Genomic DNA, 23,555 nt, shown 5'->3' with positions numbered 1-23,555 from the left:
GCCGCTGCAACACGTACTGGGTGACCGGCACGCCGAGCGCCGCCTCGTCCAGGTTGTTCTTCTTCAGCGCGGCCTTGTAGGGACAGCGCGATCCGCCCGGCCCGCCTCGGCCACGTGCCCGCCCGGTCGAGCGCCAGCGCCAGCAGCGGCGCCACCACCACGGCCACCATCAACGGCACCACGGCCAGCGACAACGTGAACCACAACGCCCGCCAGACCTCGCCCGTCCTCAGCAGCTCGTGGTAGTTGTCTATCCCCACGAAGTGACTCTCCGTCAGGACGCCGCCGCTCTGGAGGCTGAGCCAGATCGTCTGGACGGTCGGCAGCACGAGCGAGATGAGGGTGCCGAACAGCGCCGGCACGGCCAGCAGCCAGCCCAGCGCTCGAGAAGGTGCCTGTGTAGGGGTGGTGGGGGAAGTCACGTCGCCCGACCCTACGCTGACCGGGCCCCTTCGCGCACCCGAAGAGCGCGCCAGAGCCGGCCGGGATCCGGCCCCGCACGAGGCTTCCTGCCAACCGACCTCGGCGGAAGCTTCCGTGCGAGGAGTCCGGGAAGCGCGCAGGAGCCGCGCGCAAGAGCAAGGGCCCGGCATCGAGCCGAGCCCTCCGCGAACCGGCCGCGTTAGTCCAGCGCCGCCAGCACGTCGTCCGAGACGTCGAAGTTGGCGAAGACGTTCTGCACGTCGTCGCTGTCCTCCAGCGCGTCGATGAGGCGGAACACCTTCTTGGCCCCCTCCTCGTCCAGCGGCACGCTCATCGTCGGCAGGAAGCTCGACTCCGCCGAGTCGTAGTCGATCCCCGCCTCCTGCAGCGCCTTGCGCACCGGCACCAGGTCACCGGCCTCGGAGACGACCTCGAACGAGTCGCCCAGGTCGTTGACCTCCTCGGCGCCGGCGTCGAGCACGGCCATCAGCACGGAGTCCTCGTCGAGCCCGTTCTTGGGGACGATCACGACGCCCTTGCGGTTGAACATGTAGGAGACCGAGCCGGGGTCGGCCAGCGAGCCGCCGTTGCGGGTCAGCGCCACGCGCACTTCGGAGGCGGCGCGGTTGCGGTTGTCGGTGAGGCACTCGATGAGCACCGCGACGCCGCCGGGCGCGTAGCCCTCGTACATGATCGTCTGCCAGTCGGCGCCACCGGCCTCGAGGCCGCCGCCGCGCTTGCGGGCGCGCTCGATGTTGTCGTTGGGCACGGAGTTCTTCTTCGCCTTGAAGATGGCGTCGAAGAGGGTGGGGTTGGCGTCCGGGTCAGGGCCACCGGTCCGTGCCGCCACCTCGATGTTCTTGATGAGCTTCGCGAACAGCTTGCCGCGCTTGGCGTCGAGCGCGGCCTTCTTGTGCTTCGTCGTCGCCCATTTGGAGTGGCCGGACATTACCTAGAGCTCCCTCACCATGTCTACGAAGTAACGGTGCACGCGCGTGTCCCCGGTCAGCTCGGGGTGGAACGACGTCGCGAGCAGCGGCCCTTGACGGACTGCGACGATCCTATCTCCAGGCTCGCACCTGCCCAGCACTTCGACGTCGTCCCCGACGGAATCGACCCAGGGTGCGCGGATGAACACCGCGTGCACCTGCTCCCCCGCGAAGTCCAGGTCGGACTCGAACGAGTCGACCTGGCGGCCGAACGCGTTGCGCCTGACCACCATGTCGATGCCGCCGATGGTCTGCTGGCCGGCCATGCCGTCCTCGATCCTGTCGGCCAGCATGATCATGCCGGCGCAGGAGCCGTAGGCGGGCATGCCTTCCTTGACCCGTATCCGCAGCGGCTGGAGCATGTCGAAGGTCTCGGCGAGCTTCCACATGGTGGTCGACTCCCCGCCGGGGATGACCAGGCCGTCGACCGCGTCCAGCTCGGCCGGCCTGCGCACGGCGGTCGCAGAGGCGCCTGCCTCCTGAAGCATGCGCACATGCTCGCGCACGTCTCCTTGGAGAGCGAGTACACCGATCGTGGGCACAGCCGATCCTTCCGTCTGGGTGCGGGTTCAGACAATTCAACACCAAGATGGCCTGGGATCTTCCTATTGGGCCATCTTCAGGCGACCGGCGTGCCGTTCGGAGGGGACCGGCGATCTCAGTACGTGGGGACCGTCGCGGCGTCGTGCACCGTGTGGTCCTCGTCGACCTTGGACAGTACGCGCAGGTGGTGGCGCCTGGCGTACAGGATGGCCATGCCCACGAGGCAGCAGACGGCGCCGAGCACGTACGGGACGGCGACGCCGATCTCCTCGCCCAGTTTGGTGGCGATGAACGGGGCCAGCGCGCCGCCCATCCAGCGCACGAAGTTGTAGCCGGCGGAGGCGACCGGCCTGGGCGCGTCGGAGACCTCCATGGCCGACTCGGTGAAGACGGTGTTGTTCAGGCCGATGGGGATGCCGGACAGGACGGTGAACACGATGATCCCGGCATGTCCCGACAGCGCGATGCCGATCTGGAACACGGCGAGGAGCGCCAGCGCCAGGTGGAGCACGTTCACCGAGCCGATCTTGCGCTGCAGCGGCGGCGCGGCGAACACCGAGGACAGAGCCACGCAGACGCCCCAGCCGAAGAAGACCGCGCCGATGCCGTAGGGGGACATGTTCAGAATGAACGGGGTGAAGGCCAGCACCGTGAAGAACGCGAAGTTGTAGAAGAGCGCGGTGAAGGCCGTGGTGGACAGGCCGCCGTGGGCGAGCGCCCTGATGGGGGCGCTGAGGCTGGTCTTGGCCGCCGGCTTGGGTGGCGCCTTGAGCAGGGTGACGATCAGTACGAAGCCGACCGCCATGAGGGTGGCGGTGCCGAAGAACGGGGCCCGCCAGTTCCAGTCGCCGAGCAGGGCGCCTACCAGGGGGCCGGCGGAGATGCCCAGGCCGAGCGCGGCCTCGTACAGGATGATGGCCGACTCCGCGCCGCCGCTGGCCGCACCCACGATGACCGCCAGCGCGGTGGCCACGAACAGCGCGTTCCCAAGGCCCCAGCCCGCTCGGAAGCCGACGAGCTCGGCCACGCTGGTGGAGGTTCCGGCGAGCGCGGCGAAAAGGATCACCAGCGTCAGCCCGGCCAGCAGCGTCCGCTTGCCGCCGATGCGGCTGGAGACCCAGCCGGTGATCAGCATGGCCACCGCCGTCACCAGGAAGTAGCTGGTGAACAGCAGCGAGACCTGGCTGGGCGTGGCCTTCAGGCCTTGGGCGATGGAGGGGAGGATGGGGTCGACGAGACCGATGCCCATGAAGGCCACGACCGCCGCGAACGCGGTGGCCCAGACGGATATGGGCTGGCGAAGGATTCCGCCGCCGGATTGCATGGTGCTCCTTTGCTGCGAGCTTGTTGCTTGACGGGCCCTGTCGCTTGACGGGCTTCGGCTGGAGGCGCCTCAGGAGCGGCCGAGCTTCGCCAGGACGGGGAGGGCCGCCGCCAGCGTGGTCCGCTCGTCTTCGGTGAGAGCGGACAGCTCCTGGGTGAGGTACGCGATCCTGGCCTTACGGACGGCGAGCAGCCGTTCGCGTCCCTCACTGGTCAGCTCGACGGTCCTGACCCGCGCATCCGCCGGGTCGGACCCCCGCGCCACCAGCCCCGCGTCCTCCAGCCGGTTGATCTGCACGGTCATGGTGGGGAGCTGCACGCCATGCTCTTCGGCCAGCGCGGTCATCCGGCGCGGCCCGTGCTCGAGCGAGCCCAGAACGCCGTACTGCTGACTGGTGATGGGCTGGCCGGCGACTGTACGCCTGAGCAGGAAAACCAGGTGCCGCAGCACGCTGGATGTCTGCTCGGCCAGACGGGTGGGATCGTCCCTCATGCTTAGCCCAACTAACTTAGCCTGGCTAATATTCCAGGCTGTTGGGGCCGCTGTGCTGGGCATGGTGCCGAGGCTTCCCGTTCCAGGAGCCGGATCCGGCGCCGGCTCCTGGTTCGGGTTCGAGGGCGGAGCCCGTTACGGGCGTTCCGTCTCCAGGCGGACCGTTTCCTCCACCGTCATCTGCTGCGCGACGCGCAGCGTCGGGTCCAGCGGCCGCAGGTATGTCTGCTGCACCCCGGGAACCCGGTCTTCCACGACGAACGTGGCGCGCGTGTAAGCCTCGGCCCCGGGCGCCTGCACCCGCGGCACCACCTTGAAGTCCGACGTCATGAGCTCTCGGTCGATCTTGCTCAGCACGTAACCGCGCTGGTTGTTGTAGAACTTCAGATGCGGGTTGATCGCCAGGAACGGATGCGTCGCCGGGTCCGAGTCGGCGCCGTCGCCACCGGTCGAGATCGAGCTCGCCACCAGTTCGGACCCCACCGAGGGCCCGGTCGGGTCGTCGTAGTCCAGCTTGAGGTCGCTGGCCCAGTGCGCGTGCACGTCGCCGGTCAGCACCACCGCGTTACGCACCTTGGCGTCCACCCAGCCCTGCGTGATGCGCTGGCGGGAGGCCACGTAGCCGTCCCAGGCGTCCATGCTGGTGACCTTGGCGGGCCCGGCGTTGTTGTCACGCTGGGCGAAGAACACCTGCTGGCCGATGATGTCCCACTGCGCCCGCGAATTGTGGAAGCCGTCCACCAGCCACGCCTCCTGCTCCGACCCCGTGATGGAGCGCGCCGGATCCACGGCGGCCGGGCAGTCGCGGTAGCCGTCGCCGCAGCCCTGGTCGTCGCGGTACTGCCGGGTGTCGAGCATGTGGAACGTGGCCAGCCGCCCCCAGCGGATGCGCCGGTAGAGCTGCATGTCGATGCCGCGCGGGATGGAGGTGCGGCGCAGCGGCATGTTCTCGTAGTAGGCGCGGAAGGCGGCCTCGCGCCTGGACAGGAAGTTCGGCTGGGGGACCTCGGGCTTCTCGGGGATCTCGTCGGCCCAGTTGTTGTCGACCTCGTGGTCGTCCCACACCACCAGCCACGGCGCGGCGGCGTGCGCGGCCTGGAGGTCGGGGTCGGCCTTGTACTGGGCGTGGCGCTGGCGGTAGTTGGCCAGGGTCTCCGTCTCGGGGCCCTCGTGATCGCGGACGTTGCCGCCGGGGATGGTGTAGGTGTCCTTGGTGTACTCGTACTGGTAGTCGCCCAGGTGCAGGACGAGGTCCGGGTGATCTTCGGCGAGCCGGCGGTACGAGGTGAAGAAGCCGTGCTCGTACTGGGCGCACGAGACGAACGCCATGGCCAGCGGGCTGCCGTACGAGAGAGGGTGCGGGGCGGTGCGGGCGCGCCCGACCGGCGAGACGTACTTGCCGACGCGGAAGCGGTACCAGTAGTCGCGGTCGGAGCTCAGCCGGTCGACCTCGACGTGCACGCTGTGGCCCCACTCGGGAGTGGCCACGCTGATGCCGGAACGGACGACGCGGCGGCAGTGCTCGTCGGCGTACACCTGCCACTGCACCGTGAACGGCCGCTGCGGCATGCCGCCGAACCCGTCCTCGGCCAGCGGTTGCTGGGCGAGCCTGGTCCACAGCACGAAGCCCTCGTGGTCGGGGTCTCCCGAGGCGACGCCCAGCGTGAAGGGGTCGGTGCTCAGTTCACGGGAGACAGTGGCTTGCGCGGCGGTGGCGGGGATGGTGGCGGCGGCACCTGCCGCTAACCCCGTGACGAGGAAGTGCCGGCGGTTCAGCTTGGACACGATGATGCTCCTGAGACGGTCAAGGGTGAGGGGGACGCCAGGTAGCTTTACTGACGATCATGACCAAGGAGTGAACATCACACAACACGAAAAAGGCGACATCCTTCGCGGATGTCGCCTCTTCCGGCAATTTTCACCGTCGCGTTGTGGTGCACCCTGCCTGCCTTACGGCAGACCATCACCTACCTGCAGTGAGCCGCGGAACGCGTCCCACCGCATGTGATCATGCCACGTGGAAAGGTCAGGTGACCTGCAACGACGCGCCGATTACCAGCCGCGCTCGGCAAGACGGTGCGGCTGCGGGATCTCGTCGACGTTGATGCCGACCATGGCCTCGCCCAGGCCGCGCGAGACCTTGGCGATGACGTCGGGGTCGTCATAGAAGGTGGTGGCCTTGACGATGGCCGCGGCGCGCTTGGCCGGGTCGCCCGACTTGAAGATGCCCGAGCCCACGAACACGCCCTCGGCGCCGAGCTGCATCATCATCGCCGCGTCGGCCGGGGTGGCGATGCCGCCCGCGGTGAACAGCACGACCGGCAGCTTGCCGGTCTTGGCGACCTCGACGACCAGCTCGTACGGGGCCTGCAGCTCCTTGGCGGCGACGTACAACTCGTCCTCGGGCAGCGAGGTGAGGCGCTTGATCTCGGCGCGGATCGTACGCATGTGGGTGACGGCGTTGGAGACGTCGCCGGTGCCGGCCTCACCCTTGGAGCGGATCATCGCCGCGCCCTCGGTGATGCGGCGCATGGCCTCACCCAGGTTGGTGGCCCCGCACACGAACGGCACGGTGAACTGCCACTTGTCGATGTGGTTGGCGTAGTCGGCCGGGGTCAGCACCTCCGACTCGTCCACGTAGTCGACGCCGAGCGCCTGCAGCACCTTGGCCTCGACGAAGTGGCCGATGCGGGCCTTGGCCATCACGGGGATCGACACGGCGCTGATGATGCCGTCGATCATGTCGGGGTCGCTCATCCGGGAAACGCCGCCCTGGGCACGGATGTCGGCGGGCACGCGCTCGAGGGCCATCACGGCGACCGCGCCGGCGTCCTCAGCGATCTTGGCCTGCTCGGGGGTGACGACGTCCATGATGACGCCGCCCTTGAGCATCTCGGCCATGCCGCGCTTGACACGGGCGGTTCCGGTGACGGGGGTGCTTTCAGGCGTGCTGGTCGACACGGTCATCCTCACGGCTCTCACGGCTGGTCGGTAAGTTATCAACCCCATGGTAGGTCCTGAAGGACCCCTCCCCCGACATGCCAAGATGTCAGGATTTATCGCCGTACTTGGACAGATCGGCGGGCTAGGGGATGACGGGTTTGCGGCTGGCGAGCGCGATCCAGACCTGGCCGGGGGCGAAGTTCATCGGCTCGCCGCTCTCGGTGGTGAACGTCGTACCGACGTCTTCTGATTCCCGCTCCCAGTTCGCGTTGTACGCCTTGCCGTCGCGCAGCACGATCGCCTTGCCCTTGCCCACGGTGTGCACGAGCGGCGTATAGCTCTGGTTCTTGTCGTGGAACTCCGAGCGTTCGGTCTTGGTGTACTGCACGACGATCGTGGGTGCGCCGAGCTGGCCGCCCTCCGCCGCCATGTCCTTCTTGCCGTCCTGCCAGATCAGCCACTGCTCCTTCGCCGCCGACCAGGCGAAGGTGAAGCGCGCCCCCGGCCACTTGACCGTGTACGACTTCTTGTCCACGCCGCCCTCGGCCGGGGCGTCGCCGAAGGTGAGGCCGATGTCCTTGGCCTTGCTGGCCTTGGGCGCCTTGGCCAGGAGCTGCTTGGTGTTGGCGAACAGGTTGTAGGGGGCGAAGCGGCCGGGCTGGCGGTAGAACGCGCCCGGGTTACGCGTGTCACCCACGTCGAACAGCGACGCCTTGGCCACGAACGGCAGCATCTTGGTCTGCACGCCCGAGTAGGCGAAGGCCGGCTTGCCGAACTGCGGTGTGATGTGCAGGTCGGAGATGCGGGCGCTGCGGACGGGGCCCACCTTGGGGGGCACCTTTGAGGAGAAGATCGCCATGAGCCTGGTAAGACCCGCTTCGACCTGCTCGATGTAGACGATGTCCGCGCTCTTCAGCCCGAGCTGCGGCTTGCCGGCCGCGGTGTTCTCGATCTTCACCGCGAGCACCGGCTTCAGCTCGTCGTACGGCTTGCCGGTGAACGGGTGCCCCTTGACCGGCTCCGTGGGCCCCTCGCTGGGCGCGACCGTGGCGGCCTGGGGCGCCTGGCCCGGGGCGGGCTCATCCGAGGAACAGGCCGCTACGGGCAGCAGCACGGCCGCGCCGGCCAGTGTGACCGTGATCATCCGGGGTAGCCGCACGTGTGACACTCCTCGCTTCAGCCCAGAAAACGGGATGAAGCTTACTGGCTTCCGCAAATGAGGTCATTCAGTTGCCATAGTCGCCGGCGGATTGTCATCGATCTCGAAGAACTGCGGATATTCCGTATGCCCCGCCAGGCGCAGGGTTCTGGCGAGCCAGCGCCGCTGGGCCGTACGGGTGACCGCCACGGCATTGTTGTAGAAGCGACGCGAATAGACCACCTTGGTCACCGCGGTGTCGAGTTCCTCCAGTAGGTCACTGCCGCCGGGCGGCTCCGACAGCTTCTCCCTGAACCGCTCCTGGTCCACGGCGGCACGCAGGGCCCGCGACAGGTCGCTCTCGGCGTGCTCGCGCTCCTCGGGCCCCGCCGTCCTGGCCTCGTGCGCCGCGGCGGCCAGCACCAGGGAGGTGGCGGGGTCGAGCAGGCGCGATCCGGCCAGCTCCAGCACCACCGCCCTGCGCCGCATCAGCGCGGCGTCCAGCGACTCCTGGGCCAGCTCGAGCCGGATGTGCAGGCGGTCGAGCCGGCCCGCGCGCCAGGAGATGTAGACGGCCGTGAGCACCACGACGATGCCCACGATCAGCACGATCATGGTCGAGGTCAACGGTCATCCTCCATGTGGCCGGCAGCGCGTCCCAGCGTCACAGGTCCTCCTCCACGCGCCCGGCGCCGCTCGTGGTGACCGTCTCGTAGACGCGTACGACGTCGCGCGCCACCGTCGACCAGTCGTACTTGCGCACCGCCACCAGCGCCTCGGCGGCCAGCTTGGCCCGGCGCTCAGGCGCGTCGAGCAGTGTGACGGCCTCCCGCGCCAGCGAGGCCGCGTCGCCGTTGGCGAACAGCGCGCCCGCCTGCCCGTCGCCGAGCACCTTACGGAAGGCCGGGATGTCGCTGGCCAGCACCGTCGCCCCGGACGCCATGGCCTCGGCCAGCACGATGCCGAAGCTCTCCCCTCGCGTGTTGGGGGCGCAGAAGACGTCGACCGAGTGGTACGCGCGGATCTTGTCGGCCTCGCTCACCATGCCCAGCACGGTCACCCGGTCGTGGAACCGCTTGGGCACCCGCTCGAACACGTCCTTGGCGTCGCCGGGCCCGGCGATCAGCAGCTTCAGCTCGGGCCGCTCGGCCGCCAGCGTCTTGAACGCGTCGAGCAGGATCGGCAGCCCCTTGCGCTCCTCGTCCATCCGGCCCAGGAAGCCGATCGTGGCGCCGTCGGGCCCCCAGCCGTCGAGCGGCTCGGCCTCGGTGTAGCGGGAGACGGTGACGCCGTTCGGGATCAGCACGGCGTCGCCGCCGAACTGCTCGACCAGGCTCTTGCGGGCCGCGTCGGAGACCGCGATGCGGCCGCTCAGCTTCTCCAGCGCGCTGCGCAGCAGCGGCTCGGCCACCGCGATGGCGCGCGAGCGCGTGAACGACGCGTGGAACGTGGCCACGATCGGCCCCTTGGCCGCCCAGCAGGCCAGCACGCCCAGGCTCGGGATCAGCGGCTCGTGGATGTGCAGCACGTCGAACCCCCCCGTGCGCACCCAGCGCCGCACCCGCGCGGCCGACAGGAAGCCGAACGACATCCTGGCCACCGACCCGTTGTACGGCACCGGCACCGCCCGGCCGGCGCCCGTCACGTAGGAGGGCAGCTCGTCGTCGTCGGCCGCCGGCGCGATCACCGACACGTCGTGCCCCTGCGCCATCAGGGCCTGGGCCAGGTCGTCGATGTGCTGTTTGACTCCGCCCGGCATGTCCCACGAATAAGGGCAGACGATGCCGACTCTCATCTTGAGAGGTCTTCCAGCCACAGCCGCTGCAACATGTGCCAGTCCTCCGGATGCTCGGAGATGCCCTTCTCGAAGACGTCGGTCAGCGCCTGGGCCACCGCCGCGACCTTCTCCTTCCTGGTGCCCTCGGCGGGGACCGGGATCTCCTCGTGGATGTGGATGCCCCAGTCGTCGCCCACGTTGTAGAGGATGGCCGGGAGCAGTGCGGCACCCGTCTGAACGGCCAGCAGCGGCGGCCCCGCGGGCACCTTCGTGGCCGCGCCGAACAAGCGCACCTCGACGCCGCTCTTGGTCAGGTCGCGCTCGGCGGGCAGGCACACCACGCCGCCCTTGCGCACCCGGATGGCCAGCGTGCCGAAGTTGTGCCCGTCGCCGCCGGTGAGCGGCAGCACCTCCATGCCGAGCCCCTCGCGGAAGGCCACGTACCGGCGGAACAGCGACTCCGGCTTGAGCCGCTCGGCCACGGTCGTGAACGGGTGGCCCACGCCCACCAGCCACGCGCCCGCCTGGTCCCAGTTGCCCATGTGCGGCAGCGCCAGCACCACGCCCCTGCCGGCCGCCACGGTGGAGTGGACGTGCTCGGCCCCGATGACGTGGGTCCGGCGCACGATCTCGCCGACGTTCATCGACGGCAGCCGGAAGATCTCGTGGAAGTAGCGGAAGTACGAGCGCATGCCCGCCTTGCTGAGCTCGCGCAGCTCGCGGCTGCCCGCGTCGAGCCCGGTCACCCTGGCCAGGTTGGACTCCAACCGGCGTACGGACTTGCCCTGCCTGCTCCAGACCCGGTCGGCCAGGAAGCGGAAGATCGCGGCCGTCGGGCGCTCGGGCAGCAGCGGCACGAGCTTCCAGCCGGCCGCGAAGCCCGCGGCCACCACACGATCGGCGAAAGACGCGTTATCGCTCATCTCTCCTCGTCTGCTGGTAAACCGCCACCCCGCGCTGCACCACGGTGATCACGCTGGCCGCCGCGAGCAGCCACATCCCCGCAGGCAGGATGTACGGAACGCCGAGCCCGGAGAAACAGGCCGCGACCAGCGCCACGACCAGCCGCTCAGGCCGCTCGGCCAATCCCACGTCGGCCGTCAGCCCGAGCCCCTCCGCCCTGGCCTTGGCGTACGAGACCAGGGTGCCCGCGATCAGGCACACCAGCGTCACCGCGGCCATCAGCGTGTCATGCCTGGAGATGAAGTAGAGGATCAGCCCGGCGAAGATGGCCGCGTCGGCCACCCGGTCGAGCGTCGAGTCGAGGAACGCCCCCCAGGTGGAGCCGCCCTTCCCGCCGAGCCTGGCCACCACCCCGTCGAGCAGGTCGAACAGCACGAAGACGGTGATCACGAGGGCGCCCCAGGTCAGCTGCCCCTGAGGGAAGAAGAGCAGGGCCGACACCACCGTGCCGAGGGTGCCGATCGCCGTGACGGCGTTCGGGCCGATCCCGCGGCCGACGAGAGCCCTGCCCAGCGGGGTGAGTATCCGGGTCATGACCGGGCGCAGGAGTTTGAGCATCGCCGTCCGATCGTAGGCCATTGAACGCCTGACAACTTTCTTTGCCCCACCCCCCTTGTGATATCCGCCACACGGGTATTTGGTGAACACACCGCGTCCATGCGGTTTCTAACACCTTCCGCGCGGGCGCGGTCACGGACTGTTGCCTGCCTGAGTGAGCGGAGGAGCGTAGCGACCAGCGTTGAGGGAAGGCGACGGGTCCCGGCGACGGAGCCAAAGCCTCACGTGGTGAGGCCAGAAACACAGGAGGCCGAAGTGGCAGAACGGAACCCAGGCGCCGCCGTGGGAGCCGCGGGCAGGGCACCCGCGGCCGACAGGGCGGATGCGATACGCAATGTCGTGCTGGTCGGCCACTCAGGAGCGGGTAAGACGACCCTCGTCGAGCAGCTGCTGGCCGCGACGGGCACCATTCAGCGCCCGGGACGCGTGGAGGACGGCAACACGGTCAGCGACTTCGACGAGGTCGAGGTGCGGCAGCAACGGTCGGTCAACCTCGCCGTGGCGCCGCTGGTGCGCAACGACATCAAGATCAATCTGATCGACACCCCGGGTTACGCCGACTTCGTGGGCGACCTGCGCGCCGGCCTGCGCGCGGCGGACGCCGCGCTGTTCGTGGTGTCGGCATCCGAGGGGATCGACGGCCTCACCCAGATGTTGTGGGAGGAGTGCGCCCAGGTCGGCATGCCGCGGGCGGTGGTGATCACGAAGATCGACCACCAGCGGGCCGACTTCGACGAGGTGCTCACCACCTGCCAGGAAGTCTTCGGCGACGGGGTCGCGCCGCTCTACCTCCCGGTGATCACCAACGGCAACGTCAACGGGCTGATCGGGCTGCTGTCCGAGAAGTTCTACAACTACGCCACGGGCAAACGTACGGAGAAGGAGCCGGGCGCGGAGTACGCGGCGCAGATAGAGGAGCACCGCGGCGCGCTGATCGAGGGGATCATCCAGGAGAGCGAGGACGAATCGCTCATGGACCGATACCTCGAGGGCGAGCCCATCGACACCAAGATCCTCGTGGCGGACCTGGAGAAGGCCGTCGCGCGCGGCAGCTTCTACCCGGTGCTGTGCAGCGGGCTCGGCGTCGGCGCGGAGGAGCTGCTGGAGATCATGACCCAGGGCTTCCCGTCGCCTCTCGAGCACCCCATGCCGGAGATCACCGACCTGTCGGGCAAGCCGGTCAAGTACATCACGTGCGACCCGGACGGCCCGCTCGTGGCCGAGGTCGTCAAGACCACCAGCGACCCGTACGTGGGCCGCATCAGCCTCGTACGCGTCTTCTCCGGCACGCTACGGCCCGACATGACCGTGCACGTGTCCGGCCACGGCCTGGCCGACCGCGGGCACGAGGACCACGACGTGGACGAGCGCATCGGCACGCTGACCAGCCCGCTGGGCAAGCAGCAGCGCCCGGCCGCCAAGGGCGTCGCGGGCGACATCGTGGCGGTGGCCAAGCTGTTGCGGGCCGAGACCGGCGACACGCTGTCCGATGCCGACCACCCGTTGCTGATGACCGCCTGGGCCATGCCCGACCCGCTGCTGCCCGTCGCGATCAGGGCCAAGTCGAAGGCCGACGAGGACAAGCTGGCACAGGCCCTCGGCAGGCTGGTGGCCGAGGACCCGACGCTGCGCCTGGAGAACAACGCCGAGACCAAGCAGCTCGTGCTGTGGTGCATGGGCGAGGCGCACACCGACGTGCTGCTCGACCGCCTGTCCAAGCGCTACGGCGTCGATGTGGAGCGGGTCGAGCTGCGGGTGCCGCTGCGCGAGACGTTCGGCGGCAAGTGCCAGGCGATGGGCCGCAACGTCAAGCAGACCGGCGGCCACGGCCAGTACGCGATCTGCCATCTCGAGGTCGAGCCGCTGCCGTCGGGCGCCGGGTTCGAGTTCGTGGACAAGATCGTCGGTGGCGTGGTGCCCCGGCAGTTCATCCCGTCGGTGGAGAAGGGCGTGCGGGCCCAGATGGATCGGGGCGTCGTGGCCGGCTACCCGATGGTGGACGTGCGCGTCACCCTGTACGACGGCAAGGCCCACTCGGTCGACTCGTCCGACATGGCCTTCCAGATCGCCGGGCAGCTCGCGCTCAAGGAGGCGGCGTCGAAGGTGCCGACGCTGCTGCTGGAGCCGGTCGACGAGCTGTCGGTGCTGGTGGCCGACGATTACGTGGGGTCGGTGATGTCCGACCTGTCCTCGCGGCGCGGGCGGGTGCTCGGCACCGAGCCCGTTGGCACGGGACGCACGCTGGTCAAGGCGGAGGTGCCCGAGCTGGAGATCACGCGGTACGCCATCGACCTGCGATCCATGTCACACGGCACCGGGACGTTCCAGCGGACATTCCTGCGCTACGAGCCGCTGCCGCCGAACCTCGCGAACAAGCTGGCCTCCGCCGCGGAGTAAGGCCCTGGAGTATGGCTGGGCAGCCGGGAGGGCGTCTTGTTCCCCTCCCGGCCCAGCCGATTACATTTGTCACAGAATTATCACGAGTCGATTTCGTTTTTCCGTCCCGAGCATGCCGGAGCGGCTGCCACACTGAGTGGCATTATGCGAACCGGACGCCCACTCCTGGCCGCTGCCGCTCTCGCGGTCATCACGACCGCCGCGGCCTACGTCTTCGGTCCCGGAGCCGGGACGAGCCCCGCAGCGAGCAAGAAGAAGGCGGCTGTCGCCGCCGCCCCCGTCGCGGCCTGCAAGGCCGTCGCCCGCTATCCCAAGCGCCAGCTGCGCGGGGTGTGGATCGCCACGACCACGAATCTCGACTGGCCCTCCAAGCCCGGGCTCTCGCCCGACCGGCAGCGGGCCGAGTACGTGAAGATCCTTGACGCCGCCGCCAAGCGCAACTTCAACGCGGTCTTCCTCCAGGTGCGGCCCGCCTCCGACGCGCTCTACAAGTCGTCGCTGGAGCCGTGGACGCAATATCTGACCGGCAAGGCGGGCAAGGACCCGGGGTGGGATCCGCTGCCGTTCCTCATCGACGAGGCGCACAAGCGGGGCATGGAGTTCCACGCCTGGTTCAACCCGTACCGCGCCTCTTATGGCGACAACCCCGCCCAGCTGCCCGCCGGCCACCCGGCGCGCCGGCACCCGGACTGGACGGTCAAGTACGGCGGCCGCCTCTACTACAACCCGGGCCTGCCCGCCGTGCGCGACCACGTGACCAAGGTCATCACCGACGTGGTGTCCCGGTACGACGTAGACGGGGTGCACTTCGACGACTACTTCTACCCGTACCCGGAGGCGGGTCAGAAGTTCGAAGACTCGGCGGCGTTCGCGAAGTACGGCGACGGCAAGAAGCTCGCCGCCTGGCGGCGCGACAACGTCAACACGCTCGTCGCCCAGGTGGACAAGGCCGTCCACGGCACCAAGGACTACGTCAAGTTCGGGATCAGCCCGTTCGGCATCTGGCGCAACAAGTCGGACGACCCGACTGGGTCGGACACTTCGGGCATGTCCGCGTACGACTCGATTTATGCGGATGCGCGCGCCTGGATCAAGTCGGGCACCGTCGACTACGTGCTGCCCCAGCTCTACTGGCCGCGCGGCCACAAGCTGGCCGACTACGAAACGCTGGCGGCCTGGTGGTCCAACGAGGTCAAGGGCACGGACGTGCAGCTGTACATCGGCGAGGGGCTCTACCGGGTGGGGGCCAAGGACGACCGGGCCTGGACGAAGCCCGGCGAGCTGGCCGCCCAGATCGGCGTGAACCGCGATCACAAGCAGGTGAAGGGTGACGTCTACTTCAGCGCCACGAACCTGCTCGCGAACCCCCTCGGCTCGGTGGACCGCGTCGTCAAGGCCTACTACGCCCGTCCCGCCCTGCTGCCCCTGATGAAGGCCCGCGGCGGCGCGGCCCCGGCCCCGCCCGCCGGCGTCAAGGCCGCCGGGTCCCAGGTGTCGTGGACGCCTTCCCAGGGGGCGCGGGCGTACGCGGTGTACCAGGTGCCGAAGTCCGGCAAGGACTGCCACGGCACGGACGCCCGCAACCTGGTGGCCATCGTCACCAGCCCGTCGTTCGCGGCCAAGTCCGAGGGGACTTATCTGGTCACGGCGCTGGACCGGCTCCAGCACGAGAGCAAGGCGGTCAAGGTGACGGTGGAAGCCGTCTGACCTCGTAACGGGGCCGCACCCTGCCAAACCGGCCCTCAACCGCACAGGGCCGCCCCGGCGCACGAGCGAAACGATGCACGTGATACATGCACCCCATGAGAGGGTAGGCGGGTCTGGTGGCGCCGGAACATGACCTTGCTCTACCGTGCCACGGAACCAATCGATCGTGGGAGGTCATCGGGGTGAGGCGCGCGCTAGTCGTACTGGCCGTGCTGATCGGTCAAGTACTGGTCGGTCAAGGGCTGTTCACCGGGCCGGCCCAAGCGAGACAGGAGACGGCGGCGAGCCGGGTGGCGCTCATCGGCGTGTCCGGCCTGCACTGGAACGACATCACCCAGGCCGACACCCCCAACCTGTGGGAGCTGGCCAGGTCGAGCGCGATCGGCTCGTTGTCCGTACGCACCGTCGGCGGCGTGACCTGCCCCTACGACGGGTGGCTGACCGTGTCGGCGGGCACCAGGTCGGCGGCAGGCTACTGGTGCGGCGCGCCCCCCAGGCCCGAGCAGCAAGGCGCGGGCGCGGCCATCCCCGACTACCGCTACCTCATCGACGTCGCCGGGCAGCGCAACGCCGGCACCCTGGGCGAGTCGCTGAAGGCGGCCGGGCAGTGCTCGATCGCGATCGGCCCCGGCGCCGCGCTGGCGCTGGCCGACCGGCAGGGCGTGGTCCAGCGCTACCACCCGTCCCCGCTGCAGGTCAGCACCGCGGACCTGCAACAGTGCCGGATGATCGCCATGGACGTGGACGACCTGGTGCTCCCCTACCTGACCAGCGGGAAGCTGCCCAAGGTGCCCGACGCGCTCGGCGCAGCCGAGCGCCGCGACGCGCTGCGGATGGCCGACGCCAAGGCGGGCGCGCTGCTGTCGGTCCTGCCCGCCGACACCACGGTGCTGCTCGCGGGCCTGTCCGACCACGGCTCCGTGCCCCATCTTCGCGTGGCCGCGCTGCGCGAGCCCGGCGCGCAGGGACACCTGCTCGGCGCGGCCTCCACCCACCGCGAGGACATCTCAATCCTGCCCGACCTGACCTCCACCGTGCTGACCAAGCTCGGCGTGCCGGTCCCGAGCACCGTGGTGGGCGTGCCGCTGCAGGTGGGCGGTCCGGGTGCGACGTTCGAACGGCTCCAGCGGGCCGACGCCACCGCGCAGGCCATCCGCTCGATCAAGGGCATCTACTTCACGGTCGTGGCGGTGCTGCAGGTGCTGTTCTACGTGATCGCGTTCCTGCTGCTGCGCCGCCGCAAGGGCCTCGCACCGGTACGTTTCGCGGCCGTCGCGCTGGCCGCCTTGCCCGTCTCCAGCTACCTGGTCAACCTGCTGCCCTGGTCGAGCCTGCCGCAGCTGATCGCCGGGGTGCTCGGGTGGGCGGCGGTCGTCACGGGGGTGGCGTTCGCGGGACCGTGGCGGCGCAGGCCGCTCGGCCCGCTGGCGGTGGTGGCCGGGCTCACCGCGCTGACGCTGGCGGGCGACCTGCTGACCGGCACGACGTTGCAGCTCAACAGCGTGATGGGCTATAGCGCCGACGTCGGGGCCCGCTACTACGGGCTGGGGAACATCCCGTTCGCGCTCCTGGCCACCGGCACCCTCCTGGCCACCACGGTCATCGCGCACCAGTGGCCCGGCAAGGTGGGGCTGGCCGCGATCGTGGTCCTGGGGGCGTCCGCGATGCTCCTCGGCGGATCCGGGATGGGCAGCGACTTCGGCGGCGTGATCGCGTTCGTCCCCGGCATCGCGGTGACCGCGCTGATCCTGGCGGGCAAGCGGGTCTCGCTGGTGAAGCTGGGCGCGTTCCTGGTGGCCGGCGGGGTGATCGTGATGACGTTCGCCTGGATCAACTACCTGAAGCCGCCGGACGAGCAGACGCACCTGGGCCGGTTCGTGGGGCAGGTGCTGAGCGGGGAGGCGTTCGACGTCATCCTGCGCAAGCTACAGGCCATGCTGGCCACCCTGCTCAGCCCCAACCTGATGCCGATCGTGATCGCCGCCGCCGCGTTCCTCGTGTACGCGATCATGCGGCCCGAGCAGGCGTCGGCCGGTGTGGTGCCGGCCGCGTTCGAGCACTCCCCCGCGCTGCGTGCCGGGCTGATCGGCACGCTGGTCAGCGGCGTGGTGGGCATGCTCGTCAACGACTCGGGCGCGGCCGTGCTGTCCATGGCGCTGGCGCTGGCCGTACCGCTCCTGCTGGCCACCGGCATCGGCGCGCTGCGGCGTGACCGCGAGAATGCCGCCGGACCCGTCACGGACTTAGCGGCCGCGACGAAGTGACGCCGCCCCGGACGTAGCGCCGCTCCTCCGCGACTTGGGGACGAGGGCCGGCGTCCGGTGGCGGGAAGGGTGCCGGGTGCCTCACGCCACCGGGTGTCACGGGCTCGGGTCAGTCCCAGGCGTCGGCGAGCAGCTGGCGGGTGTCGCGGAGCAGCTGCGGCAGGACCTTGGTCTGGGCGACGACCGGCATGAAGTTCGTGTCGCCGCCCCACCTGGGCACCACATGCTGATGCAGGTGCGCGGCGATGCCCGCGCCGGCGACGTGGCCGAGGTTCATTCCGACGTTGAAGCCCTGCGCCCCGCTGGCCTTGCGCAGCGCGCGCAACGACTTCTGCGTGAACTCCCCCAGCTCGACCAGCTCGGCCGCCACCAGCTCGTCGTAGTCGGACACGTGCCGGTAGGGGACCACCATCAGGTGGCCGGAGTTGTACGGGTAGAGGTTGAGCACGGCGTAGACCGTCTCGCCCCTGGCGACGATCAGGCCGTCCTCGTCGCTCATCTTGGGGATCGCGTCGAACGGGCAGCCGTCGCCGGGACCGTTGCCCGTCGGTTTGTTCTCGCCCTTGATGTAGGCCATGCGATGCGGGGTCCACAGACGCTCGAAGTTGTCGGGGGCCCCTGCCCCTGCCTGATCGTGCATAACTAGCAGCATAGGACCACGGACGAACGCGGGCCTCTGCCGGCACAGTCCCAAGCACCGCCCACAGCCGGCCGCCATGAGCGCCTCGCCCACGCCACCCGAGCCTCCTAGGGTGGAGGCCATGACAGATCAGCTCGAGCCCATGCCCGCCGACTGGCAGCGCGCGCTGGCCATCGTCGCCCACCCCGACGACCTCGAGTACGGCTGTGCGGCGGCCGTGGCGGCCTGGACCGATGAGGGGCGCGAGGTCGCGTACGTGATCGTCACCAGAGGCGAGGCGGGCATCGACACGCTCGCGCCCGCCGAGGCCGGGCCGCTGCGCGAGAGGGAGGAGCGGGCCAGCGCGGCCGTCGTCGGCGTGACGAGCGTGGAGTTCCTCGGCCACCCCGACGGGGTGATCGAGTACGGCATCGCGCTCAGGAAGGACCTGACCGCCGCCATCCGCAGGCATCGCCCGGAGCTCCTGATCACGTTGAACCCGGACGACACCTGGGGTGGAACGTACTGGAACACGCCCGACCACCGAGCCGTCGGCAGGGCCGTGCTGGACGCCGCCGGAGATGCCGGTAACAGATGGATATTTCCGGATACGGACGCCGAGCCCTGGAACGGCGTCCGCTGGATCGCCGTCGCGGGCTCTGACTCCCCCACGCACGCCGTGGACGTCACCGACGGCCTGGAGCGCGGCGTGCGCTCGCTCACGGAACACCGCGCCTACATCGAGGCGCTCACCGACGAGGACCCCGAGTCGTATGCCCGCAACCTGATCGAGGGCTTCGCCCACCAGGAGGCCGAACGCTTCGGCGGCCGCCCCGCCATTACATTCCGCCTATTCTCCCGCTAATTCCCCAAGTAAGCATATTTCGGAAATTGCTGGATATTAGGCGCAACAGCCAAAAGCGTCTGCGATGGCCGGGAGATCTTGCTAGGGTTTCGTGCCCTGCGGTCGATCGTTTCCCGCAGGATCCGCAGGTCGGGCGCGCCATGTCCCGCGTCCGGCCGATCCCCCCGAAATCCGAAAGGTACTTCCTCATGCCCAAGTCATGGATCGTGGCCGTCCTGCTCTGCTTTTTCCTCGGCGTGCTAGGCGTGCACCGCTTCTACGTCGGAAAGATCGGGACGGGCATTCTCCAGCTCATCACCCTCGGCGGCTTCGGCATCTGGGTGCTGATCGACTTCATCGTGATCCTGGTCGGCAAGTTCACGGACAAGCAGGGTCAGCCACTGGCCAAGTGAGCCCGGGGAACGGAAAAACGGCGGAGCCACCGGCTCCGCCGTTCTCCACAACAGGTCAGACCTGGACGCGACGCTCCACAGAGCTGACGATCTCGGCGATGGCCTCGTCGATCGGCACGCCGTTCTTCTGCTCCCCGTTCCGGTAACGGAACGACACGGCGCCGTTGGCGATGTCCTCGTCGCCGGCCAGCAGCATGTACGGGACCTTCGCCTTCTGCGCGTTGCGGATCTTCTTCTGCATCCTGTCGTCGGAGGCGTCCACGTCGATCCGGACACCGCGCTCGCGCAGCTTCTTGGCCACATCCTGCAGGTACGGCACGTGCGCGTCGGCGATCGGGATGCCCGCCACCTGCACCGGCGCCAGCCAGGGCGGGAAGGCGCCCGCGTAGTGCTCGGTCAGCACGCCGAGGAATCGCTCGACCGAGCCGAACAGCGCCCGGTGGATCATGACCGGGGTCTGCCGGCTTCCGTCGGCCGCCTGGTATTCCAGCCCGAAGCGCTTGGGCTGGTTGAGGTCGAGCTGGATGGTGGACAGCTGCCAGGTGCGGCCGATCGCGTCCTTGGCCTGCACGGAGATCTTCGGCCCGTAGAACGCCGCGCCGCCCGGGTCGTCGACCAGCTCCAGCCCCGACTCGGTGGCCACCTGGTGCAGCGCCCGGGTGGCCTCCTCCCACTCCGCCGGGTCGCCGATGAACTTGTCGGAGTCGTCGCGGGTGGACAGCTCGAGGTAGAAGTCCTCCAGGCCGAAGTCACGCAGCACGCTGAGCACGAACCTCAGCAGCGACTTGATCTCATCGGCCATCTGCTCCCTGGTGGTGTAGATGTGCGCGTCGTCCTGCGTCATGCCGCGCACCCGGGTCAGCCCGTGCACCACACCCGACTTCTCGTACCGGTAGACCGAGCCGAACTCGCACAGCCGCAGCGGCAGCTCGCGGTAGGACCGCCCGCGCGCCCTGAAGATCAGGTTGTGCATCGGGCAGTTCATCGGCTTGACCCGGTATTCGATGCCCTCCAGCTCGAAGGCCGGGAACATGTCGTCGGCATACCAGGGAAGGTGCCCCGACGTCTCGAACAGCGACGACTTGGTGATGTGCGGGGTGTTGACGAACTCGTAGCCCGCCTCCGCCTGCCGCCGCCGCATGTAGTCTTCCATCTCCTTGCGGATGATCCCGCCCTTGGGATGGAAGATCGGCAGGCCGCTGCCCAGCTCCGGCGGGAAGCTGAACAGGTCGAGCTCCACGCCCAGCTTGCGGTGGTCGCGCTTTTCGGCCTCCTCAAGCAGCTTGAGGTATTCGTCCTGCTTGTCGCGGGACTCCCAGGCGGTGCCGTAGATGCGCTGGAGCTGGGGGTTCTTCTCGCTGCCGCGCCAGTAGGCGCCGCCCGAGCGCATGAGCTTGAACGCCGGGATCGACCGGGTGGACGGCACGTGCGGGCCGCGGCACAGGTCCTTCCACTGCAGCTCGCCGGTCTTGGGGTCGAGGTTGTCGTAGATGGTGAGCTGCCCCGCCCCCACCTCGACCGACTCCTCCTCGGCGGCGCCGCCCTTGAGTCCGATCAATTCGAGCTTGTACGGCTCCGCCGCCAGCTCCTCACGCGCCTCGTCGTCGGACACGGGCCGGCGGGAGAACAGCTGCCCCTGCTTGACGATCTCCCGCATCCGCTTCTCGATGCGCTTGAGATCGTCTGGGTGAAACGCCTGGGCGACGTCGAAGTCGTAGTAGAACCCGTTGTGCACGGGCGGCCCGATGCCCAGCTTGGCCTCGGGGAACAGCTCCTGCACCGCCTGCGCCATGACGTGGGCGGTGGAGTGGCGGACGATGGCCCTGCCGTCCTCGCTGGAGACCTCGATCGGCTCGACCGCGTCGCCGTCGGACAGCGAGTGGGCCAGGTCGCGTAGCTCGCCGTTGACCCTGGCCGCGATGACCGTGCGACCGTCGGCTTCGAGCGCCTCGCCGGCCGTCGTGCCGGCCGCCACCACACGCTCGGCTCCGGCGAGGGTGATGCGTAGCTCGGCTGACACGGTGACTCCCTTTGATCGCGCCCCGGCGCTCAACACCGGAGCTGCTTCGATGGTGAACACCGATGCTATCGCGGGTGAAACCCCAGCTTTGTCAGCTCCTGCCTGGTCCCGTGGAAGATGTTGCGGTCGAGCGGGCTGTTCGCGTACTGGTGGATCGTCCAGTCTCGCCACGGCCGCGGCACCACGGGCTCGCCGCGCGGCCGCTCCGGGTTGGCGATCCACAGCGGGTATTCGCCCAGGCCCGCGCAGTGTCCGCCGCCCGCGAACGACAGGAAGGTGTAGACGAACGGCCGCACGCCGCTGTGCCGCTCGATGTGGTGGCACCAGCGGCGCGCGTAGCGGGCGACCTGCTCGGGGCGCAGCCCGTCGTTGGTCTCCAGGTCGAGGGCCACCAGGTCGCCGCGTCGCAGGCCCCCGGCGGACCTGATCGTGGCCAGGAAGTGCCGCGCCTGCGCGACGGGATCGCCCTTGGGCCTGGCGAAGTGATAAGCGCCGCAGACGAGCCAGCTCTCGCGCATGCCGGTCCAGTTACGCGCGAACCGTTTGTCAGTGAAGTCCCCGCCCTCGGTGGCCTTGGCGAACGCGAAGGCCACTCCTGCCTCCGCGTGATCAGTCCAGTCGACGGTCCCCTGCCAGTTGGACACATCAATGCCATGGAGCAAACGATTCACCCCGCCGGAGTTTATTGAGATGTCTTCCGATCAGCCCTTTGCCGCGCTGATCAGGAGGTTTCGCGTGCGTTCCTTGCCGGCGAACACGGAGCCCACGAAGTCTGTCACGCCGGCCTGCCGCAGCTCGTCCAGCTTGGCCAGCACGGTGTCCTCGTCGCCGACGATCGCGATGTCGCCCGGGGTGGCCGCGCCCTCCCTGTCGAGCATCGCACGATAGGAGGGAAGCTGTCCGTACACCGCGAAGATCTCGTTCGCGCGATCGACGGCGGCAGCGGGGTCGTCTGTGACGCAGATCGGCAGCGGGCAGACGATCCTGGGCTCCGCGCGGCCCGCCTCGGCGGCGGCCGCCTTGATGGTGGGCGCGATGTGCTCGGCGACCGTCCTGGGGCCCGTCATCCACAGGACGGTGCCGTCGGCCACGGTCCCGGCCAGCTTGAGCATGCGCGGGCCGAGCGCGGCGACCAGCACGGGGAAGCCTCCGCCCGGCGTGGTGAGCTGGAGGTCGGCCCTGAGCGTCTCCCCCTCGTACTTGACGTGCTCGCCCCGGCTGAGCGGGATCAGGATGTCGAGGTACTCCTTCATGTGACGGTAGGGGCGCTCGAAGCTGTGGCCGTACATGCCCTCGATGACGATCTGGTGCGACAGGCCGACGCCGAGCGCGAGGCGCCCGCCGAGCGCGGCGTTGGCGGTCATGGCCTGCTGGGCGAGCACGGCGGGGTGGCGCGGGTAGGTCGGCACGACGGCGGTGCCGAGCTCGATGCCGGGCACCTGGTTGCCGGCGGCGGCCAGGGCGGTGAGCGCGTCGAGGCCGAAGATGTTGGAGATCCAGGCGGAGGCGAAGCCGTCCTGCGCCGCCTGGGCGATCTGGTCGCGGAGCCCGCCGATCGGATCGGGCCCTTTCGGCTCGGTCAGGTAATATCCGAATCGCATAACAGAACTCCGTTCTAGTGGCTGACGCGACTGTACCTTCCCATGCCGACGTGCGGTCATCCGCGAGCCCCAGCCGGATTTGTAAAGTGGCCTCTATGACGCACGATCGCGCAGGACAGCCCGCTCAGCCCGCCGACCTCGTCGACGTCGCCAGGCTCGTGACGTCCTATTACGCCCTGCATCCCGATCCCGGCGACGCGGGGCAGCGGGTGGCGTTCGGCACGTCGGGACACCGGGGGTCGTCGCTGAAGACGGCGTTCAACGAGGACCACATCCTGGCGACCAGTCAGGCCATCTGCGACTACCGGCGGTCGAAGGGGACCGACGGGCCGCTGTTCCTCGGCATCGACCCGCACGCGCTCTCCGAGCCCGCGCGGGTGTCGGCGCTGGAGGTGCTCGCGGCCAACGGGATCGAGGTGCTGATCGACACGCGTGACGGCTACATCCCCTGTCGGCAGCGACTCGTACTTGTTCGACTACTATCAGGAAAGCGCTAACACCAACGTTTCGCCAAGAAGATCCGATACGAAACGGTTATCC

At 69.0% G+C, this 23,555-nt stretch carries 21 protein-coding genes and 1 pseudogene; 6 read left to right on the top strand and 16 right to left on the bottom strand.

Annotated features, from left to right (window positions below; translation table 11 throughout):
- From AB0J09_RS25005 to pgsA, 12 genes and pseudogenes are all read right to left on the bottom strand, one after another.
- Positions 1 to 422, bottom strand: a pseudogene (locus tag AB0J09_RS25005) (hypothetical protein); the annotation flags it as partial.
- A gap of 200 nt (positions 423 to 622) precedes the next feature.
- Positions 623 to 1,372: a YebC/PmpR family DNA-binding transcriptional regulator gene (locus AB0J09_RS25000; RefSeq protein WP_360695554.1), complete on the bottom strand. Its 750-nt coding sequence runs from the start codon at positions 1,370 to 1,372 to the stop codon at positions 623 to 625.
- 3 nt (positions 1,373 to 1,375) lie between these two features.
- On the bottom strand, positions 1,376 to 1,954 hold the full coding sequence (gene pdxT, locus AB0J09_RS24995) for a pyridoxal 5'-phosphate synthase glutaminase subunit PdxT (protein WP_360695551.1): 579 nt from the start codon (positions 1,952 to 1,954) through the stop codon (positions 1,376 to 1,378).
- A gap of 116 nt (positions 1,955 to 2,070) precedes the next feature.
- The gene (locus tag AB0J09_RS24990; RefSeq protein ID WP_360695548.1) at positions 2,071 to 3,279 is read right to left on the bottom strand and encodes an MFS transporter; all 1,209 of its coding nucleotides are present in this window, start codon (positions 3,277 to 3,279) and stop codon (positions 2,071 to 2,073) included.
- A gap of 69 nt (positions 3,280 to 3,348) precedes the next feature.
- On the bottom strand, positions 3,349 to 3,771 hold the full coding sequence (locus tag AB0J09_RS24985; RefSeq protein ID WP_360695545.1) for a MarR family transcriptional regulator: 423 nt from the start codon (positions 3,769 to 3,771) through the stop codon (positions 3,349 to 3,351).
- Between the two features lie 135 nt (positions 3,772 to 3,906).
- Entirely contained in the window at positions 3,907 to 5,556 is a 1,650-nt protein-coding gene (locus AB0J09_RS24980) for an alkaline phosphatase D family protein (RefSeq protein ID WP_360695542.1), read from the bottom strand.
- A 267-nt stretch (positions 5,557 to 5,823) separates the two neighbouring features.
- Positions 5,824 to 6,738 carry a pyridoxal 5'-phosphate synthase lyase subunit PdxS gene (pdxS, locus tag AB0J09_RS24975; protein WP_360695558.1) on the bottom strand — a complete coding sequence of 305 codons (915 nt, stop codon included), beginning with the start codon at positions 6,736 to 6,738 and terminating at the stop codon, positions 5,824 to 5,826.
- Positions 6,739 to 6,856: 118 nt separating this feature from the next.
- On the bottom strand, positions 6,857 to 7,873 hold the full coding sequence (locus tag AB0J09_RS24970) for a DUF3048 domain-containing protein (RefSeq protein WP_360695539.1): 1,017 nt from the start codon (positions 7,871 to 7,873) through the stop codon (positions 6,857 to 6,859).
- 63 nt (positions 7,874 to 7,936) lie between these two features.
- Positions 7,937 to 8,479: a hypothetical protein gene (locus tag AB0J09_RS24965; RefSeq protein ID WP_360695536.1), complete on the bottom strand. Its 543-nt coding sequence runs from the start codon at positions 8,477 to 8,479 to the stop codon at positions 7,937 to 7,939.
- 37 nt (positions 8,480 to 8,516) lie between these two features.
- On the bottom strand, positions 8,517 to 9,647 hold the full coding sequence (locus AB0J09_RS24960) for a glycosyltransferase family 4 protein (protein ID WP_360695533.1): 1,131 nt from the start codon (positions 9,645 to 9,647) through the stop codon (positions 8,517 to 8,519).
- Positions 9,644 to 10,552, bottom strand: coding sequence for a phosphatidylinositol mannoside acyltransferase (locus AB0J09_RS24955; RefSeq protein ID WP_360695530.1), 909 nt, complete (start codon positions 10,550 to 10,552; stop codon positions 9,644 to 9,646). Before AB0J09_RS24955 ends, AB0J09_RS24960 begins: the two co-directional genes overlap by 4 nt.
- Positions 10,542 to 11,171: a phosphatidylinositol phosphate synthase gene (pgsA, locus tag AB0J09_RS24950; RefSeq protein ID WP_360695527.1), complete on the bottom strand. Its 630-nt coding sequence runs from the start codon at positions 11,169 to 11,171 to the stop codon at positions 10,542 to 10,544. Before pgsA ends, AB0J09_RS24955 begins: the two co-directional genes overlap by 11 nt.
- A gap of 234 nt (positions 11,172 to 11,405) precedes the next feature.
- Here pgsA and AB0J09_RS24945 point away from each other — a divergent pair, with 234 nt between their 5' ends.
- The 3 genes from AB0J09_RS24945 to AB0J09_RS24935 all read left to right on the top strand — a co-directional run bounded on the left by AB0J09_RS24945 (position 11,406) and on the right by AB0J09_RS24935 (position 17,518).
- Entirely contained in the window at positions 11,406 to 13,547 is a 2,142-nt protein-coding gene (locus AB0J09_RS24945; protein WP_360695524.1) for an elongation factor G-like protein EF-G2, read from the top strand.
- Positions 13,548 to 13,691: 144 nt separating this feature from the next.
- Positions 13,692 to 15,254, top strand: a complete 1,563-nt coding sequence (locus AB0J09_RS24940) for a family 10 glycosylhydrolase (protein WP_360695521.1) — start codon at positions 13,692 to 13,694, stop codon at positions 15,252 to 15,254.
- A gap of 182 nt (positions 15,255 to 15,436) precedes the next feature.
- Positions 15,437 to 17,518 (top strand): hypothetical protein, encoded by a 2,082-nt coding sequence (locus tag AB0J09_RS24935; RefSeq protein ID WP_360695518.1) that lies wholly within the window; start codon positions 15,437 to 15,439, stop codon positions 17,516 to 17,518.
- A 109-nt stretch (positions 17,519 to 17,627) separates the two neighbouring features.
- Here AB0J09_RS24935 and AB0J09_RS24930 read toward each other — a convergent pair whose 3' ends face one another.
- Positions 17,628 to 18,158 (bottom strand): HIT domain-containing protein, encoded by a 531-nt coding sequence (locus AB0J09_RS24930; protein ID WP_360695515.1) that lies wholly within the window; start codon positions 18,156 to 18,158, stop codon positions 17,628 to 17,630.
- 121 nt (positions 18,159 to 18,279) lie between these two features.
- Between AB0J09_RS24930 and AB0J09_RS24925 the strand changes: the two genes are divergently transcribed.
- Positions 18,280 to 19,002, top strand: coding sequence for a PIG-L deacetylase family protein (locus AB0J09_RS24925; RefSeq protein ID WP_360695512.1), 723 nt, complete (start codon positions 18,280 to 18,282; stop codon positions 19,000 to 19,002).
- A gap of 188 nt (positions 19,003 to 19,190) precedes the next feature.
- Positions 19,191 to 19,394, top strand: coding sequence for a TM2 domain-containing protein (locus AB0J09_RS24920; RefSeq protein WP_360695510.1), 204 nt, complete (start codon positions 19,191 to 19,193; stop codon positions 19,392 to 19,394).
- A 55-nt stretch (positions 19,395 to 19,449) separates the two neighbouring features.
- Here the strand turns inward: AB0J09_RS24920 and thrS are convergent, their stop codons facing one another.
- The 3 genes from thrS to AB0J09_RS24905 are packed head-to-tail and all read right to left on the bottom strand — an operon-like array spanning position 19,450 to position 23,015.
- Entirely contained in the window at positions 19,450 to 21,447 is a 1,998-nt protein-coding gene (thrS, locus tag AB0J09_RS24915) for a threonine--tRNA ligase (RefSeq protein ID WP_360695556.1), read from the bottom strand.
- A 32-nt stretch (positions 21,448 to 21,479) separates the two neighbouring features.
- Complete coding sequence (locus AB0J09_RS24910) at positions 21,480 to 22,085, bottom strand: GH25 family lysozyme (RefSeq protein WP_360695507.1); 606 nt, start codon at positions 22,083 to 22,085, stop codon at positions 21,480 to 21,482.
- Between the two features lie 30 nt (positions 22,086 to 22,115).
- Positions 22,116 to 23,015, bottom strand: coding sequence for a TIGR03564 family F420-dependent LLM class oxidoreductase (locus AB0J09_RS24905; RefSeq protein WP_360695504.1), 900 nt, complete (start codon positions 23,013 to 23,015; stop codon positions 22,116 to 22,118).
- 95 nt (positions 23,016 to 23,110) lie between these two features.
- On the opposite strand from AB0J09_RS24905, the gene AB0J09_RS24900 reads away from it, so the two are divergent.
- Positions 23,111 to 23,512 (top strand): hypothetical protein, encoded by a 402-nt coding sequence (locus AB0J09_RS24900; protein WP_360695501.1) that lies wholly within the window; start codon positions 23,111 to 23,113, stop codon positions 23,510 to 23,512.
- The last annotated feature ends 43 nt before the right edge of the window (positions 23,513 to 23,555 follow it).

This window comes from Nonomuraea sp. NPDC049784 (assembly GCF_040659615.1).
In the GTDB taxonomy this organism is placed as follows: domain Bacteria; phylum Actinomycetota; class Actinomycetes; order Streptosporangiales; family Streptosporangiaceae; genus Nonomuraea.
Note: the sequence above shows the minus strand (reverse complement) of the source record. Positions and strands in the feature narration are given on the sequence as shown.